We start from the raw sequence: 14,724 nt of genomic DNA on the forward strand, positions 1-14,724 counted from the left end.
GATGGGGGCATCGCGCGCGGCCCGCCCACCCTCAACCTGTCCGAAAAGACATGGCGTGCGACGCCCTCGCCTGCCCCACATGCCGGCCATGGCCCGCCTGATCCTTCTTCTCGGCGACCAGCTCAGCGCTGGCATCTCCTCGCTTGCCGAGGCTGATTCCGCAGAGGACGTGGTGCTGATGGCGGAAGTCTCTGAAGAGGCAGGCTATGTCCCGCACCACAGGAAGAAGCTCGCCTTCGTCTTCGCCGCGATGCGCCACTTCGCAGAGGAATTGCGCGCCGAGGGCTGGCAGGTCCGGTACACGACGCTCGATGATCCCGCGAATTGCGGCAGCCTCGTCGGCGAGCTGGAACGCGCGCGGGCCGCACTGGACCCGGAAGAAATCTGGTGCACCGAACCCGGCGAATGGCGCCTGCGCCAGGCCCTCGCCGCCGTGCCGGGGCTGACGCTGTTCCCCGACGACCGTTTCCTGATCGATCCGGCAGGGTTTCGTGCCTGGGCGCAGGGCCGCCGCCAGTTGCGGATGGAGTATTTCTACCGCGACATGCGGCGCCGCACCCGGTTGCTGATGGACGGCGACCAGCCGGCCGGGGGCGAATGGAACTACGATCACGACAACCGCGGCACGCCGCCGCCCGGTACAAGGCCGCCCGCCCTTCCGGCGTTTGAGCCCGACGCGATCACCCGCGCCGTGCTGGAACTGGTCGAACGGCGCTTCCCCGATAATTTCGGCGATCTCCACCCCTTCGCGCTCGCGGTCACCCGCACCGATGCCGAAAAGGCGCGCGACCATTTCCTGCAGCACGCCCTGCCCCGCTTCGGCGACTATCAGGATGCGATGCGGCGCGGCGAGCCCGTGCTGTTTCACGCGCACCTCGCGCTCTACATGAACATCGGCCTGCTCGACCCGCTGGACCTGTGCCGTCGCGCCGAAGCCGAGTGGCGGGCGGGCCGCGTGCCGATCAACTCGGCCGAAGGGTTCATTCGTCAGATCCTCGGCTGGCGCGAATATGTCCGCGGCATCTACTGGCTCCACATGCCGCGCTATGCCGAAGCCAATGCGCTGGAGGCCCGGCGCCCGCTGCCGGAGTTCTACTGGACGGCCGAGACCGACATGGCGTGCATGCGCGACGCCGTCGAACAGACCCGTGCCCATGCCTATGCGCATCACATCCAGCGGCTGATGGTCACCGGCAATTTCGCGCTGCTGGCGGGCATCGATCCCTATCTGGTCCATGTCTGGTACATGGCGGTCTATGCCGATGCCTATGAATGGGTGGAGATGCCCAACACGATCGGCATGGCCCTGTTCGCCGACGGGGGCATCATGGGCTCCAAACCCTATGCGGCAAGCGGCGCCTATATCGATCGCATGTCTGATTACTGCGCCGGCTGCCGCTACAAGGTGAAGCTGAAGGCCGGGCCGGATGCGTGCCCGTTCAACTATCTCTACTGGGATTTCGTCGCCCGCCACCGCGATCGCTTCGCCCGCAACCAGCGGATGGGTCCGATCGTCCGCAATTTCGACCGCATGACGGAAGAGCGCAAGGCGGAGATCGCGGCCGACTCCGCGCGCTTCCTCGATGCGCTGGTGCCGACCGGGAGCCGCTGGAATGGTTGAGCCGCTCACCGTCTGGTATGATGGCGGCTGCCCGCTTTGCACGCGCGAGATCGCAGTGATGCGGCGGCTGGACCGTCGCGGGCGCCTGCGCTTCGTCGACGTGAGCGACGGGACTACAAGCTGCCCGCGCGACCGCGCCGACCTGCTCGCGCGCTTTCACGTCAGCGACGCGCGCGGGACCTTCTACAGCGGCGCGGCGGCGTTCGCGGCGATGTGGCGCGCGATCCCGCTGCTGCGACCGCTGGGGCTGCTTGCGCTGCTGCCGGGTGCTACCTGGTTGCTTGAGCGGGTCTATCGCGCCTTCCTGCGCGTTCGGCCAAGATTACAGCGCTGGATGCGCGAAAGGGATCGGCATGGCGGATGATCGTTCGAACGAAGGCCGCTCCCGTGCGGTCCCCAAGGGGCGGCTCGCGCGCTTCGGCGTGATGGGACGGCTGGCCGGTGGCGTGGCCGGCAACGTGCTGGCGGAAGGTGCCAAGCGGCTGGTTGCCGGCGAGCGGCCCCAGCTGCGCGATCTGGTCCTGACACCCGGCAACGTAGCGCGCGCGACCGAGCAGCTGGCGCAGCTGCGCGGCGCGGCGATGAAGCTGGGGCAGATGCTGTCGCTCGACGCCGGCGACGTGCTGCCCGACGAGCTCACCCAGATCCTCGCCCGGCTGCGAGACCGGGCCCATCACATGCCTCCCGCCCAGCTTCAGCAGGTGCTGGCGCGCGAATGGGGCGCAGACTGGCGGCGGCGCTTCGCGCTGTTCGAGGCGCATCCGATGGCAGCGGCATCGATCGGGCAGGTTCACCGCGCACGGCTGCCCGACGGGCGGATGCTCGCGATCAAGGTTCAGTATCCCGGCGTCCGCGAAAGCATCGACGCCGATGTCGACAATGTGGCGACGCTGCTCCGCCTGTCCGGGCTGCTGCCCAAGGGCCTGGACGTCACGCCGCTGCTCGGCGAGGCCAAGCGCCAGCTCCATGACGAAGCGGACTATGTCCGCGAGGCGGAGATGATGACGCGCTATGCAGATCACCTCGCCGGCGACGATCGCTATCTGGTGCCGCGCCCCTATGCAGCGCTGTCGACCACCAACGTGCTGGCAATGGACTATATCGCCGCCAAGCCGATCGAGACGCTGGAGACTGCCGAGCAGGATGAGCGGAACCGCGTGACCACTGCGCTGATCGACCTGGTGCTACACGAGCTGTTCCGCTTCGCCTTCATTCAGACCGACCCGAACTTCGCCAATTACCGCTACCAGCCCGAAACCGGCCGACTGGTGCTGCTGGACTTTGGCGCGGCCATGCCGGTTTCCGATGCGATTGCAAAGGGATATCGTGATCTCCTAGGGGCAGGTCTCAGCAGCGACCGCGATGCCGTCCGCGGCGCGGCACTGGATCTCGGCTTCTTCAGCGCAGCCGCGCTGGAGCGGCACCCTGCCGTGATCAACCGCATGATCGGCCTGATCCTCGAGCAGACCGATCGTGCCGACGATTTCGACTTCGGCGACCGCAGCTTCCTGCAGGCAGTGCGCGGCGAGGGCATGCAGATGGTGGAGGATCGCGCCGTGTGGCACGTACCGCCTGCGGACACGCTGTTCGTGCAGCGCAAGATCAGCGGCATGGCGCTGCTTGCCGCCCGGTTGAAGGCGCGGGTGCCCCTCCGCACCCTGGTGGGCGCGCGACTGGCTCAGTAAGGCAGGCGGCTGCCGTCCCAGGCGAACAGTCCACCGGAATCCTCCGGGGCCAAGCGGTTCAGAACGTCTAGCATGTATGCCGCGCTTTGCTCTGGTGTGAAAAGCTTTTCTGGCGCGACGCCGCGCTGGAAAGGCGCCGAGAGGCCGGTGTCGACGGTCCCCGGGTGCAGGGCCGCCACGATCGCCTGCGGATGCGTGCGGCGCAGCTCGATCGCGAGGTTCACGAGCAGCATGTTGAGCGCCGCCTTGGACGCGCGATAACTGTGCCAGCCCCCCAGCCGGTTGTCGGCGATCGAGCCCACCTTGGCGGAAAGCGCCGCGAACACGCTCCGCCGGTCGCGGGGCAGCAAGGGCGCGAAATGCTTGGCGATGAGCGCAGGGCCCGTGGCGTTGACGGCGAACAGCTCGGCCATTGCCGCGGGATCGATCGCCCGCAGCGCCTTTTCGGGCGCAGGGCCGCCGCTGCGGTGGAGCATGCCGGTCGCGACGAAGGCGAGGTCGATCTGCCCCTCGATTTCCCCCGCCGCGCGCGCGATGCTCCCTTCGTCCTGAAGATCGAAGGCAAAAGGGATGATCCTCGGGTCATCAAAGGCCGTCGGGCGGCGGCTGCCGGCATGGATCCGCCCGATCGACGGGTCGGCAGCCAGCTGCGCCACCAGCGCGCGGCCGATGCCGCCTGATGTACCGAAAACCACGATCTGTTTGGGCATGCACGACCTCGCTTTCGCCTGGTTTCGGCGCCGGCAGGCGCGGCTGCAACCTGTCCGCAGGGCCGCGACTGAGGCCGCGCGTTGTGCAGATGCGATAACCTGCCCTTTTTGCGCCCCGAAACTATGGCTAGGACGGAGCTGTCATGCGTGCCCTGCTCCTCGCCCTTCCGCTCCTGCTTGCGAACACCGAGGATCCGCCGATCCCGCCGACGATCAAGGCGATGCTCGACGCGGCGATGAGCTCCGGCAACGAGGCCGATGTCGCCGTTATCGTCAAATATGCAAAGACGGCCGACCCCGCGAGCGCGCCGCTCGTCGCCCGGCTCGCCGGCGACTGGCGATCGAAGCGTCGCGAAGTCGCCCAGCAGGCGCTGCGCGAGGCACATTTCCTCCAGCTGGTGAAGGGCCATGTCGAGCTGGGCGGCTATGTGCAGACCGGCAATTCGGAGAATATCGGCGTCACCGCCGCCGCCGAGGTGAAGCGCGAAGGCATCGAATGGCGCCACAAGGTTCGCGTGCAGGCCGATTACCAGGAGAGCCTGGGGTTCACCACGCGCGAGCGCTACCTCGCCGCCTATGAGCCGAACTGGAAGTTCGACAACCGTGCGTACATGTACGGCGCGGCGCAATATGAAAGCGATCGCTTCTCGGGCTTCGGGGATCGTGTCTCGCTGTCCGCCGGTGCCGGCTACAGCGCGATCAAGAGTTCGGCGATCAAGCTCGATCTCGAACTCGGCCCGGCCTATCGCTACACGCGCTTCATCGGCGCGCCGACCGAGAACAACATCGCCGCGCGTGGCTCGCTCGATTTCGCCTGGCGGCTGTCGCGCGGCATGTCGCTCACCCAGACGGCATCGGCTTATATCGAAAAGGACAACAGCACCGTCGCCACCAAGTCGGCGTTGCTGGCGCGGCTGATCGGCCCGCTGTCGGCGCAGTTCAGCTACACGGTGCAATATGAAAGCGCGCCGCCGCTTGGCCGCCTCACCACCGACACCACCAGCCGCGCGGCACTCGTCGTCGATTTCTGATCGCGGCCCGGCGGGGGTGTTCAACCGCCTTGGTTCCGGGCTACGACACCTCCATGGGAATGCTATCCGCGATCGAACGGACGGCGATCGAGCGCGCACAGGCCGCGCCGATGCTGGAGAGGACAATGCAATGGGCCGCCATCAACAGCGGCACCCGTAACCTGGCGGGGCTCGCCACCATGGCGGCGACGCTGGCGGACGCCTTTTCGGTGCTGCCGGGCGAACTGCAGCTGGTCCAGCCCGAGCCGGTGGAAACGGTGACCGCTGCTGGGGCCGTCGAACCGCTGGCGCATGGGCGCCACCTGCTGTTGACGGTGCGGCCGGAGGCACAGGTGCAACTGCTGTTCACCGGCCATATGGATACGGTGTTCGGCGCCGATCATCCGTTCCAGGCGGTACGCTGGCTGGAAGACGGCCGCCTCAACGCCCCCGGCGCCGCCGACATGAAGGGCGGCCTGGCGCTGCTGCTGGCGGCGCTCGAAGCCGTCGAGACAAGTCCGCTTGCGGTACGCCTCGGCTACACGGTCCTGATCAACGCCGACGAGGAGACGGGATCGCTCTCCTCGCAAGCCCTGATCGCGCGCGTGGCGCAGGGCAAGGCGGCGGCACTAACCTATGAGCCTTCGCTGCCCGACGGCACATTGGCCGGTGCGCGCGGCGGCACGGGCAATTTCTCGCTGGTCGTGCACGGCCGCAGCGCCCATGCTGGCCGCAATCCCGAGGAGGGCCGCAATGCCCTGGTCGCCGCGGCGGCGCTGGCCGTGACGCTGGCCGCGGCGAAGGCACCGGGGCTGTCGGTCAATCCGGCGCGGATCGACGGCGGCGGCCCCAACAATGTGGTGCCCGACCTCGCCATTCTTCGGGTCAACTTCCGCCCCGGCGACGCTGCCGCCACCGCCTTGGCACAGTCGGCGCTCGACACCGCGATCGCGCGCATCTCCGCCGAGCACGAGGTGCGGATCGCGCTGCACGGCAGCTTCAACCGCCCGCCAAAGCCGATCGACCCCGCCGCCGCGCGCCTGTTCGACCTTGTCCACGGTGCCGGCGCCGATCTCGACATACCCATCGCCTGGAAAACGACCGGCGGCGTGTGCGACGGCAACAACATCGCGGCCTGCGGCGTGCCCGTGGTCGACACCATGGGTGCCCGCGGCGGCGCCATTCATTCGACGGAGGAATTTCTGGTCCCGGAAAGCCTGCCCGAGCGCGCCGCGCTCTCGGTTCTCACCATCCTTCGCCTTGCCGAGCGAGGCCGGCCTTGAACAGCTTTCGCATCCGCGCCGCGCGCGACGAGGATCTTCAGCATCTCTATGAAATGGCCAAGCTAACTGGCGGCGGTTTCACGAATTTGCCGCCGGACAAGCCCGCACTTCGTGCCAAGCTGGACCGCAGCCACGCCGCCTTTGCGCGCGGCGACGAGGACGACACCTCGGATGACCTTTTCGTGCTCATCCTCGAGAATGTCGATACCGGGGAGGTGCGCGGCACCTGCCAGATCTTCACCCGCGTCGGCCAGAAATGGCCTTTCTACAGCTACCGCATCGGCACGGTGACCAAGCACAGCCAGGAACTGAAGCGCACCTTCCGCGCCGAAATCCTTAGCTTGGTCAATGATCTTGAGGGTTGCAGTGAAGTGGGCGGCCTGTTCCTCCACCCGGGCGAGCGCGCCGGTGGGCTTGGCCTGCTGCTGGCGCGGAGCCGCTACATGTTCATTGCCCAGCACCGCGCCCGCTTTGCCGATCGCATCCTTGCCGAACTGCGCGGGGTGATCGACGAAGCGGGGGGCTCGCCCTTCTGGGACGGGGTTGCCGGACGCTTTTTCGGCATGAACTTCCAGCAGGCGGATGAATTCAACGCGACCCATGGCAACCAGTTCATCGCCGATCTTATGCCCAAGCACCCGGTCTACACCGCCATGCTGTCGGAATCCGCGCGCTCGGTGATCGGCCTGCCCCATCCGTCCGGACGCGCGGCCATGCGAATGTTGGAAAATGAAGGGTTTGCGTTCGAGAGCTACATCGATATCTTCGATGGAGGCCCGACGATGACGGCGCGTACCGACCAGGTGAAGACGGTGCGCGAGGCACAACGGGCGACGATCGCTGCGATTGGCGGCGGCGGAGAACCGGCGCTGGTTGCGACGGGCCGCCTGCACGAATTCCAGTCTGCCCTGGCCCATCTCGGCCAGAGCGACGGCGGCGTGGTGATCGACCCGGTCTCCGCCGGGGCGCTCGGCCTGGCGGTCGGCGACGAGATCCTGTGGGTGGCGCGCTGATGCTGGTCGAGATCAACTTCGACGGGATCATCGGTCCGAGCCACAACTATGCCGGCCTCAGCCCCGGCAACCTGGCCGCCACACGCAATCGCGGCGCAGTCTCGCATCCGCGCGCAGCCGCCTTGCAAGGCATCGCCAAGATGCGGGCCAATCTGGCGCTGGGGCTCCACCAGGGCATCTTCCTGCCTCACACACGGCCGGACCGGCGATGGCTGGCGGAGCTCGGGGTCGATTATGCCCACGCGCCGCCCCACAGCCAGGCACAGGCGCTGTCCGCCTCGCCGATGTGGGCCGCCAACGCCGCCACGGTCTCGCCTGCCCCGGACACGGCGGACGGTCGCTGCCACCTCAGCGTCGCCAATCTCGTGACGATGCCCCATCGCAGCCATGAATGGCCCGAGACGCTGGCACAGCTCCGTCTCGCCTTCGCCGATCCCGCCTTCGCGGTTCATGGCCCCGTTCCCGCCCCCTTCGGCGACGAAGGTGCGGCCAACCATATGCGGCTGGCTGCGGCGCCAGATGCGCCAGGCGTGGAGGTGTTCGTCTACGGCATGGCGGGCGGCCCCTTCCCGGCGCGGCAGCATCCCGATGCGAGCGCCGCGGTCGCGCGGCGCCACCTGCTCGATCCCGCGCGGACCTTCTTCGTCCAGCAATCGGATGAAGCGATTGCCGCCGGCGCCTTCCACAACGACGTGGTTGCGGTGGCGAACGGCCGGGTGCTGTTCGCGCACGAACACGCCTTTGCCGAAAAGGATCGCTTCTACGACGGGCTGCGCGCCGCGATGCCCGAGGTGGAGATCGTCGAAGTGCCGGCCGCCCAGGTGAGCCTGGCAGACGCCATCGCGTCTTACCTCTTCAATGCCCAGCTGGTCACCCTGCCCGGCGGCGAGACGGCGCTGATCGTGCCCGGCGAGGCGCGGGATACGCCGGCGGTGTGGAACTGGCTGGAAGCACATGTCGCGGGCAACGGCCCGATCCGGCGGGTGGAAGTGGTCGACGTACGCGAATCGATGGCGAATGGCGGCGGCCCTGCCTGCCTTCGGCTGCGGGTGATGGCAGATCCCGCGACCGTGGATCCGCGCTTCCTGGTCGATGACGTGAAGCTCAACCGCATCGCGGCCGTCGTCGAGGCGTACTGGCCTGAAGCGATCGACCCCAACGCCATCGCCGATCCTGCGTTGATCGCGCGCATCCAGTCCGCGCGCGCGGCGCTGCTCGAAACGCTCGACCTTGTCGGGTTAATTGACAGTTTACCATGAGTGCCCGCTGAAAAGCGGGAGATTTCTGCGGCTGGCATGCACCTTGCTGCGTGCCGGCCATGCTATACCGCATCGTCCGCCTGTTCGTCATCAAGTCAAAGTTCGAAGCATTCCTGGTGATCTTCGGGCTTGCCAATGGCGCAGTCGAGCGCGGCTTCCACTACATGAGCCTGTATCCAGGGATCGGCGGCAAGCTGCTGTTCGCGGTATGTCCGATCGCCGTTTTCATGGCCGGCGGTCGCATTCTCGACAGCCTGGAGACACGCGGCTGACCACAAACACAAACCCCCGCCGAGCTGGGCTCTGGCGGGGGTATGGCGCGCCCGGAACGATTCGAACGTCCGACCCTCAGATTCGTAGTCTGATGCTCTATCCAGCTGAGCTACGGGCGCCTGGTGGAGGCGAGCGTTTATCGGCGGATTTGCAGGAGCGCAACCCCGTTGCGCCAAGTTTTCCACAGGCATATGGCAAGCCCATGCGATCGCTTCCCCTTCTCGCCCTCGGCGCTGTGCTTCTCGCCGGCTGCGCCCAGACCAGCACGCGCTATCCTTCGCTGCTTCCGCGCGCGAACGAAGGGCTGAACTTCACCGAGCCGGAGCGTCCGACGCCGCAGGCCACGCCCGACGCCACGCTCGACACGCGGATCGCAGCCATTGCCGCGACGCTCGATTCGACCGATCGCGACTTCCAGGCAGCAGCGAAGGAGGCCGAGACGAAGGTTGCGCGCGCCCGCGGCATGGCGGCCGGAACCGGCCCCTGGCTCGACGCGCAGACCGCGCTCAGCGTGCTGGACGGCCTTCGCTCCCGCGCCGCGGTGACGCTCGCGGACCTGGACCAGCTGCGGATCCAGCGCGCGCAGACGGGGGCACCCGACTATCCGGCGCTTCAGTCGGCGATGGAACGCGCAGGCGCCGTCGTCGCGACGGAGGAAGCCCGCGCCCGGGCGCTGGAGGCGGCAATCGCCCCCAGCTGAGCGCCGTCAGGGCTTTGCCGCGTCCTTGGCCGGGCTGCTGTTGGCGGCGACCGGGGTGGGCGTGGGCGCCGGCGCGGGTGGCGGGCCCTTGGCGATGCTCGCCGCAAGCGTGGTCGCGTCGGCACAGCCGGCCTTGCAGATTGTCTTGATCTTGGCGAGATTGTCCTTCGCTCGCGTCATCGCACCCTTGGCGACCATCGCCTCGCCCTGGCCCCGCAGGGCCGCGACGTCGTTGGGATCAAGCTTCAGTGCCTCGCCGTAGAAGCGGATCGCCTTGCCGGGAAGGCTCTGCGCACGCGCGATGTCCGCCAGCAGCACGAACGCCTCGCGGTTGCGCGGATCGACGGTCAACGCGCTTTCCAGCAAATCATTAGCGCCGCCAAGATTGCCTGCCGCCTGCGCGCCGCGCGCCTGGCGGACCAGCTCCACCGAGCGGGGATCGAGCTGGCTGTCCGGCCGCTGCGCCTGGAGGCTGGTCGAGACCGTCAGCACCAGCAGTGCCGCCGCAACCGAGATCGTCGTGAACCGCATCAACATCTCCGAAACTCCATGGCCCTGCGCTAGCATTGCCGCACCAGCTTCGCGACAAAAAACCCGTCGGTCGTGTCGTGCAGGGGCGTCAGTCGAAGGCCGTCGCCGCGCGGACGCCCGGCGGGCGAGTCGAGCGGTACCGCGGACCAGCCCGCCTGGGCGGCCAGAAAGCGCTCCACCTGCCCCGCCCCCTCAGCATCGAGCAGCGAGCAGACGATATGCACCAGCGCACCGCCGGGCCGCACCAGCCGGGCGGCGACGTCGAGCAGATGCGCCTGAGTATCGACATAGCGATCGAGCTGCGCCGGCGTGAGCCGCCAGCGCGCTTCCGGGTTGCGGCGCCACGTCCCCGTTCCGGAGCACGGCGCGTCCACCACCACCAGATCCGCCTGCTCGCGCCAATCCGCCAGCCGTTCGGCTTCACGCGCGGGATCGAGCAGAAGCGTCTCGGCGATGGTGACGCCCGCGCGTTCGGCCCGCGGCATCAGGCGCGACAGGCGTGGCCGGTCCACGTCGCAGGCGAGGATCCTGCCATGGTTTTCCATCGCCGCCGCCAGCGCGAGCGTCTTGCCGCCGCCGCCGGCGCAGAGGTCGATCACCGTCATCCCCGGCGCCGCCCCGGCCAGCGCGCTCACCAGCTGGCTGCCGGCGTCCTGCACCTCGAATTGCCCAGCAGCATAGGCATCGCTGCGATCGACCGACGTATCCTCGGGCAGACGGATCGCATTCGGTGCGAAGCCGAGCCGTTCGGCGCCTTCAAAGCGCCCGGAGATCTGCTTCGGCGTCGCCTTCAGGCGGTTGACCCGCAAATCGAGCGGCGCGCGATCGAGCAACGCGGTCCGTTCGTCCGCGCCCAGGCCCGATGCCTCAAAGGCTGCTTCCAGCCAGGCGGGTGCGACGCCCTGCCCGGCAACCGCTTCGCCGGCAGCGATCGGCGCAGGGCCGTAGCGCGAACCGTCGAAGCACGCGGACAGCTCAGGCCTCGCGCGGGCGACCGCCAGCATCGCGGCGCGCCCCGAAACCGGAATCTCTCCGGAATGGCGGATTGCATCATAAACCAGCGCCCGCACCGCGCGGCGATCCTTGGACCCGGCGAAACGGCGTTCCGCGAACCAGCGCGCGAGGATCACATCCGCCGCGGCGCCACGCTCCCGCGCGGCCGCGATGATGAGGTCGAGAATGTCGATGGCCATTTGAACGCGCGCGGCAGGTGTCATGGCGTGAGCGCTAAGCCCAACGCGGGGCGATTGCAAAGCCGCGCAGGCAGATCCTTTGCTTTCAGGTGGATAGCGCCAGGTGGCAAACCTTTGTAAACGACCCTGCGCGCAGGATGGGAGCGTGCTGATTTTGGGGGTAGAGGTCTCGGTGCGGAGCCCGACCGGTCTGGTACTGTTTCGTTGCTTGCTGCTCAGCCTGCTCTGCCTGCTGGCCGGGCCCGCCCGCGCCTGGGCGCCGCCCGCGGCCGGGCGCCTGGCGATCTGCCATGCAGTCAGCACCCGCGAAGCGCCGGACGCGATCGCCTCCACCCTGCCGTTCGACTGCGCGGGCAAGCCGGAAAACTACCAGTCGGCAAGCTTGTGGCTGCGCCTGGACCCGCGCTCCGCCGCACCTGCCGGCGACACGACGACGCTGCTCATCCACAACACCCGTTTCGACCGGATGCTGGCCCGCTTCGACTATGCGGATGGCACGAGCGAGATGCAGCAGGTGCGCAGCGGCGCGTTCGACGACCATTGGCGGCCCGGCGCCCAGATCGCCTTCCGTCCCGAGAACGGGAAGGCGGCCCTCGTGCGCATCACGCTTCGTATTGACCGCCTGAGCAGCTATCCCTTGTTGCGCATGCGCCTGGTGGATGCGGGCGAGGCCGATATCGAGACGACCATCCTCGCAGGCCTTATCGGGGCGGCACTCACCCTGTTGCTGGCCGGTGCACTCTACAACCTCACGCTGGCGCTGGGCGTTCGCCGCCAATATTTTGCCTGGCAGGGCGCGTGGGCGGGAAGCGTGTTCCTGTGGGGAACGGTCTGGTCGCAATTCGGGCTGCTGGTCGCGCCGGGTCTGGCGGGAACCCTTGCGGCACAGCTATCCACGGCGGTGTCGGTTCTATCGATCCCGTTCGCGACGCTCAGCGTCACCACGGCGCTTGCTCCCGGGATGGCGCCACGCCGCCTGAAGCAGGCTGCGCTCGTGCTGGGCGCAACCGTGGTACTGCTCGGCATCCCGGCAGCGTTGGTGCGGGGCCCGGTGCTCGAGAGCCTCGCCCCTGCTCTCTCAATCGCAACACTGGGCACCCTGGTCTGTGCGATGCTCTGCCTTGCCTGGGGCCTGCGCCGCGGCAGCCCGGAAGCGCGCGACCTGCTCGGCGCCTGGTCGATCCCCTCGGCCGCGCTGGCGCTGACGCAGATTGTCGACATCGGCGGCAGCCTCTGGGGCGGCGGGCCGCAGATCCTCGTGCTGTTCGCTTCGGCCTGGCAGACGATATGGCTGTCGATCGCCGCCAGCCGCCGCCTCGCCAGGCTGCGCGCCGAACGGGACGTGGCCCGCGCCGCGGAAGCGCGCGCGAGCGAGCTCGCCGGGCGGGACCCCCTTACGGGACTTCACAACCGGCGCGGCTTTGTCGACGCCTCGGAAGCGCTGATGCTGGCCGCGAGCACAGACGGTGCACCGCTTGCGCTGCTGCTGATCGACATCGACCGCTTCAAGCGGATCAACGACGAGCATGGCCACGAAGCAGGCGATATCGTGCTGTGCACCATCGCCAGCCGGCTGGCGCGTTGGGGAGGCCCGATGTGCACGGTCGCCCGGCTGGGCGGCGAGGAGTTCGCGATGGTGGTCGCGCATCTCTCCGGCCAGGCGCTGCTCGGCTTCGCGGATCATGTCCGGCAGGAAATCGCCGCCTGCGATCATGGCGCGGTCATCGGCGCGCAGCAGGTGACGATCAGCATTGGCGTGGCCGAGGCCGGCAAGCGCTACGACTTCACGGGCCTGTACCGGAGTGCCGATCGCGCCCTCTACGCGGCCAAGCACGGCGGTCGCAACCGGGTCCGCCACGCCAACGAGGATGCGCAGGTGCCGGCCGCCCGGGGCCAGAGCCCCGCAGCGACCGGCCCAAACCATCAGCGCGTCGGGTAGTTCGGCGCCTCGCGGGTGATCGTCACGTCGTGGACGTGGCTTTCCTTCAGACCCGCATTGGTGATGCGCACGAAGCGCGCCTTCTTCTGGAACTCCGGCAGCGTCGCCGCGCCGACATAGCCCATCGACGCCTTCACACCGCCGACCAGCTGGTGGATCACGTCGCGCGCCGGGCCCTTGTACGGCACCTGGCCCTCGATGCCTTCCGGCACCAGCTTGAGCTGATCCTTGATGTCCTGCTGGAAATAGCGGTCGGCCGAACCCTTGGCCATTGCGCCGACCGAGCCCATGCCGCGATACGACTTGTAGGCGCGGCCCTGGTACAGGAAGGTCTCGCCCGGCGCTTCCTCGGTGCCGGCGAGCAGCGAGCCGATCATCGCCGCGCCCGCGCCGGCGGCGAGCGCCTTGGCAATGTCGCCGGAGGTGCGAATGCCGCCGTCGGCGATCACCGGGATACCCGACTTTGCGGCTTCATTTGCCGCATCCATCACCGCGGTGAGCTGCGGCACGCCGACACCCGCAACGACGCGGGTGGTGCAGATCGAGCCCGGCCCGATGCCGACCTTGAGGCCATCCGCACCCGCATCGATGAGCGCCCGCGCCGCCTCGGCGGTGGCGATGTTGCCGGCGATCACCTGAACGCGGTTGGAAAGCTTCTTCACCCGCTCCACCGCGCGGCTGACGTCCTTGTTGTGGCCGTGCGCAGTGTCGATCACGATAAGATCGACTTCGGCGTCGACCAGCGCTTCGGTTCGCGCGAAGCCCTTGTCACCGACCGTGGTGGCGGCAGCAACGCAGAGGCGGCCGGTGCTGTCCTTGGTCGCGTGCGGGTAGTTCACGGCCTTCTCGATGTCCTTCACCGTGATCAGACCGACGCAGCGATAGGCGTCGTCGACCACCAGCAGCTTCTCGATGCGGCGCTGGTGGAGCAGGCGGCGCGCCTCTTCCTGCGCGACGCCCAGCTTCACGGTAGCGAGGTTCTGGTGCGTCATCAGCTCCGAGACGGGCTGGCCGGGGTTCTCGGCGAAACGCACGTCGCGGTTGGTGAGGATGCCGACCAGCTTGCCGTCGGCTTCCACGATCGGAATGCCGCTGATCCGGTGGCGCGCCATCAATGCCTGGGCATCGGCCAGCGTGCCCGTCGGCGCCATGGTGATCGGGTTGACGACCATGCCGCTCTCGAAGCGCTTGACCAGCCGCACCGCCTCGACCTGCTCCTCCACTTCCATGTTGCGGTGGAGCACGCCGATGCCGCCCAGCTGCGCCATCACGATCGCCATGTCGGCTTCCGTGACGGTGTCCATCGCCGAGGAGAGGATCGGGATGTTGAGCGCCAGATTCTTCGTCACGAAGGTGCGCGTATCCGCCATGCTCGGCACGATTTCGGATTCGCCCGGATAGAGGAGGACGTCGTCGAATGTCAGGCCGAGAGGGATTTCCATGTGGGTGCGCCAAATCCTTGAGTCGAATGTTGGCGGCCCATGTAACCGCAAGGGTGCAGATGCGC

General features: G+C 68.0%; 14 protein-coding genes and 1 tRNA gene. 10 read left to right on the forward strand and 5 right to left on the reverse strand.

From position 1 onward, the window contains the following. The first annotated feature begins 79 nt into the window (after nucleotides 1–79). Genes V7E00_RS07910 through V7E00_RS07920 form a run of 3 tightly spaced genes read left to right on the forward strand, consistent with a single transcriptional unit; the run spans nucleotide 80 to nucleotide 3,306 of the window. Nucleotides 80–1,621, forward strand: coding sequence for a cryptochrome/photolyase family protein (locus V7E00_RS07910; RefSeq protein ID WP_333572406.1), 1,542 nt, complete (start codon nucleotides 80–82; stop codon nucleotides 1,619–1,621). Beyond that, on the forward strand, nucleotides 1,614–1,985 hold the full coding sequence (locus V7E00_RS07915; RefSeq protein WP_333572081.1) for a DCC1-like thiol-disulfide oxidoreductase family protein: 372 nt from the start codon (nucleotides 1,614–1,616) through the stop codon (nucleotides 1,983–1,985). The genes V7E00_RS07910 and V7E00_RS07915 overlap by 8 nt, the downstream gene beginning before the upstream one ends. Continuing rightward, nucleotides 1,975–3,306 (forward strand): ABC1 kinase family protein, encoded by a 1,332-nt coding sequence (locus V7E00_RS07920; RefSeq protein WP_333572082.1) that lies wholly within the window; start codon nucleotides 1,975–1,977, stop codon nucleotides 3,304–3,306. The genes V7E00_RS07915 and V7E00_RS07920 overlap by 11 nt, the downstream gene beginning before the upstream one ends. On the opposite strand, the gene V7E00_RS07925 is transcribed toward V7E00_RS07920, so the two are convergent. Then, on the reverse strand, nucleotides 3,300–4,016 hold the full coding sequence (locus V7E00_RS07925; RefSeq protein ID WP_333572083.1) for an SDR family NAD(P)-dependent oxidoreductase: 717 nt from the start codon (nucleotides 4,014–4,016) through the stop codon (nucleotides 3,300–3,302). The genes V7E00_RS07920 and V7E00_RS07925 overlap by 7 nt on opposite strands. Before the next feature lie 143 nt (nucleotides 4,017–4,159). On the opposite strand from V7E00_RS07925, the gene V7E00_RS07930 reads away from it, so the two are divergent. The 5 genes from V7E00_RS07930 to V7E00_RS07950 are packed head-to-tail and all read left to right on the forward strand — an operon-like array spanning nucleotide 4,160 to nucleotide 8,853. Then, nucleotides 4,160–5,047 carry a DUF481 domain-containing protein gene (locus V7E00_RS07930; RefSeq protein ID WP_333572084.1) on the forward strand — a complete coding sequence of 296 codons (888 nt, stop codon included), beginning with the start codon at nucleotides 4,160–4,162 and terminating at the stop codon, nucleotides 5,045–5,047. A 53-nt stretch (nucleotides 5,048–5,100) separates the two neighbouring features. After that, nucleotides 5,101–6,309 (forward strand): hydrolase, encoded by a 1,209-nt coding sequence (locus V7E00_RS07935; RefSeq protein WP_333572085.1) that lies wholly within the window; start codon nucleotides 5,101–5,103, stop codon nucleotides 6,307–6,309. A 53-nt stretch (nucleotides 6,310–6,362) separates the two neighbouring features. Continuing rightward, entirely contained in the window at nucleotides 6,363–7,322 is a 960-nt protein-coding gene (locus V7E00_RS07940; RefSeq protein ID WP_333572407.1) for an arginine N-succinyltransferase, read from the forward strand. Next, entirely contained in the window at nucleotides 7,322–8,581 is a 1,260-nt protein-coding gene (locus V7E00_RS07945) for an N-succinylarginine dihydrolase (protein WP_333572408.1), read from the forward strand. Before V7E00_RS07940 ends, V7E00_RS07945 begins: the two co-directional genes overlap by 1 nt. A 59-nt stretch (nucleotides 8,582–8,640) precedes the next feature. Beyond that, the gene (locus V7E00_RS07950) at nucleotides 8,641–8,853 is read left to right on the forward strand and encodes a hypothetical protein (protein WP_333572086.1); all 213 of its coding nucleotides are present in this window, start codon (nucleotides 8,641–8,643) and stop codon (nucleotides 8,851–8,853) included. A 43-nt stretch (nucleotides 8,854–8,896) separates the two neighbouring features. Here the strand turns inward: V7E00_RS07950 and V7E00_RS07955 are convergent. Further along, a tRNA-Arg gene (locus V7E00_RS07955) sits at nucleotides 8,897–8,973 on the reverse strand. 83 nt (nucleotides 8,974–9,056) lie between these two features. Here V7E00_RS07955 and V7E00_RS07960 point away from each other — a divergent pair. Further along, a complete protein-coding gene (locus tag V7E00_RS07960) occupies nucleotides 9,057–9,554 on the forward strand; it encodes a hypothetical protein (RefSeq protein WP_333572087.1) in 498 nt (165 codons plus the stop codon). 6 nt (nucleotides 9,555–9,560) lie between these two features. Here the strand turns inward: V7E00_RS07960 and V7E00_RS07965 are convergent, their stop codons facing one another. Next, complete coding sequence (locus V7E00_RS07965; RefSeq protein ID WP_333572409.1) at nucleotides 9,561–10,085, reverse strand: tetratricopeptide repeat protein; 525 nt, start codon at nucleotides 10,083–10,085, stop codon at nucleotides 9,561–9,563. A 29-nt stretch (nucleotides 10,086–10,114) separates the two neighbouring features. Continuing rightward, entirely contained in the window at nucleotides 10,115–11,302 is a 1,188-nt protein-coding gene (locus V7E00_RS07970) for an RsmB/NOP family class I SAM-dependent RNA methyltransferase (RefSeq protein ID WP_333572088.1), read from the reverse strand. A gap of 121 nt (nucleotides 11,303–11,423) precedes the next feature. Here V7E00_RS07970 and V7E00_RS07975 point away from each other — a divergent pair, with 121 nt between their 5' ends. After that, complete coding sequence (locus tag V7E00_RS07975) at nucleotides 11,424–13,217, forward strand: GGDEF domain-containing protein (protein ID WP_333572089.1); 1,794 nt, start codon at nucleotides 11,424–11,426, stop codon at nucleotides 13,215–13,217. Here the strand turns inward: V7E00_RS07975 and guaB are convergent. Next, the gene (gene guaB, locus V7E00_RS07980) at nucleotides 13,202–14,659 is read right to left on the reverse strand and encodes an IMP dehydrogenase (RefSeq protein WP_333572090.1); all 1,458 of its coding nucleotides are present in this window, start codon (nucleotides 14,657–14,659) and stop codon (nucleotides 13,202–13,204) included. The two genes, V7E00_RS07975 and guaB, sit on opposite strands and share 16 nt — an antisense overlap. Nucleotides 14,660–14,724: the final 65 nt, after the last annotated feature.

This window comes from Sphingomonas sp., assembly GCF_036731925.1.
Classification (GTDB): Bacteria; Pseudomonadota; Alphaproteobacteria; order Sphingomonadales; family Sphingomonadaceae; genus Sphingomonas.

Bases quoted from the DNA above. Each gene is read 5' to 3' on its own strand.
- V7E00_RS07915 (WP_333572081.1), top strand. From the start codon at position 1,614: ATGGTTGAGCCGCTCACCGTCTGGTATGATGGCGGCTGCCCGCTTTGC.
- V7E00_RS07940 (WP_333572407.1), top strand. From the start codon at position 6,363: ATGGCCAAGCTAACTGGCGGCGGTTTCACGAATTTGCCGCCGGACAAG.
- V7E00_RS07965 (WP_333572409.1), bottom strand. From the start codon at position 10,085: ATGCGGTTCACGACGATCTCGGTTGCGGCGGCACTGCTGGTGCTGACG.
- V7E00_RS07950 (WP_333572086.1), top strand. From the start codon at position 8,641: ATGCTATACCGCATCGTCCGCCTGTTCGTCATCAAGTCAAAGTTCGAA.
- V7E00_RS07970 (WP_333572088.1), bottom strand. From the start codon at position 11,302: ATGACACCTGCCGCGCGCGTTCAAATGGCCATCGACATTCTCGACCTC.
- V7E00_RS07925 (WP_333572083.1), bottom strand. From the start codon at position 4,016: ATGCCCAAACAGATCGTGGTTTTCGGTACATCAGGCGGCATCGGCCGC.
- V7E00_RS07910 (WP_333572406.1), top strand. From the start codon at position 80: ATGCCGGCCATGGCCCGCCTGATCCTTCTTCTCGGCGACCAGCTCAGC.
- guaB (WP_333572090.1), bottom strand. From the start codon at position 14,659: ATGGAAATCCCTCTCGGCCTGACATTCGACGACGTCCTCCTCTATCCG.
- V7E00_RS07930 (WP_333572084.1), top strand. From the start codon at position 4,160: ATGCGTGCCCTGCTCCTCGCCCTTCCGCTCCTGCTTGCGAACACCGAG.
- V7E00_RS07960 (WP_333572087.1), top strand. From the start codon at position 9,057: ATGCGATCGCTTCCCCTTCTCGCCCTCGGCGCTGTGCTTCTCGCCGGC.
- V7E00_RS07945 (WP_333572408.1), top strand. From the start codon at position 7,322: ATGCTGGTCGAGATCAACTTCGACGGGATCATCGGTCCGAGCCACAAC.
- V7E00_RS07935 (WP_333572085.1), top strand. From the start codon at position 5,101: ATGGGAATGCTATCCGCGATCGAACGGACGGCGATCGAGCGCGCACAG.
- V7E00_RS07920 (WP_333572082.1), top strand. From the start codon at position 1,975: ATGGCGGATGATCGTTCGAACGAAGGCCGCTCCCGTGCGGTCCCCAAG.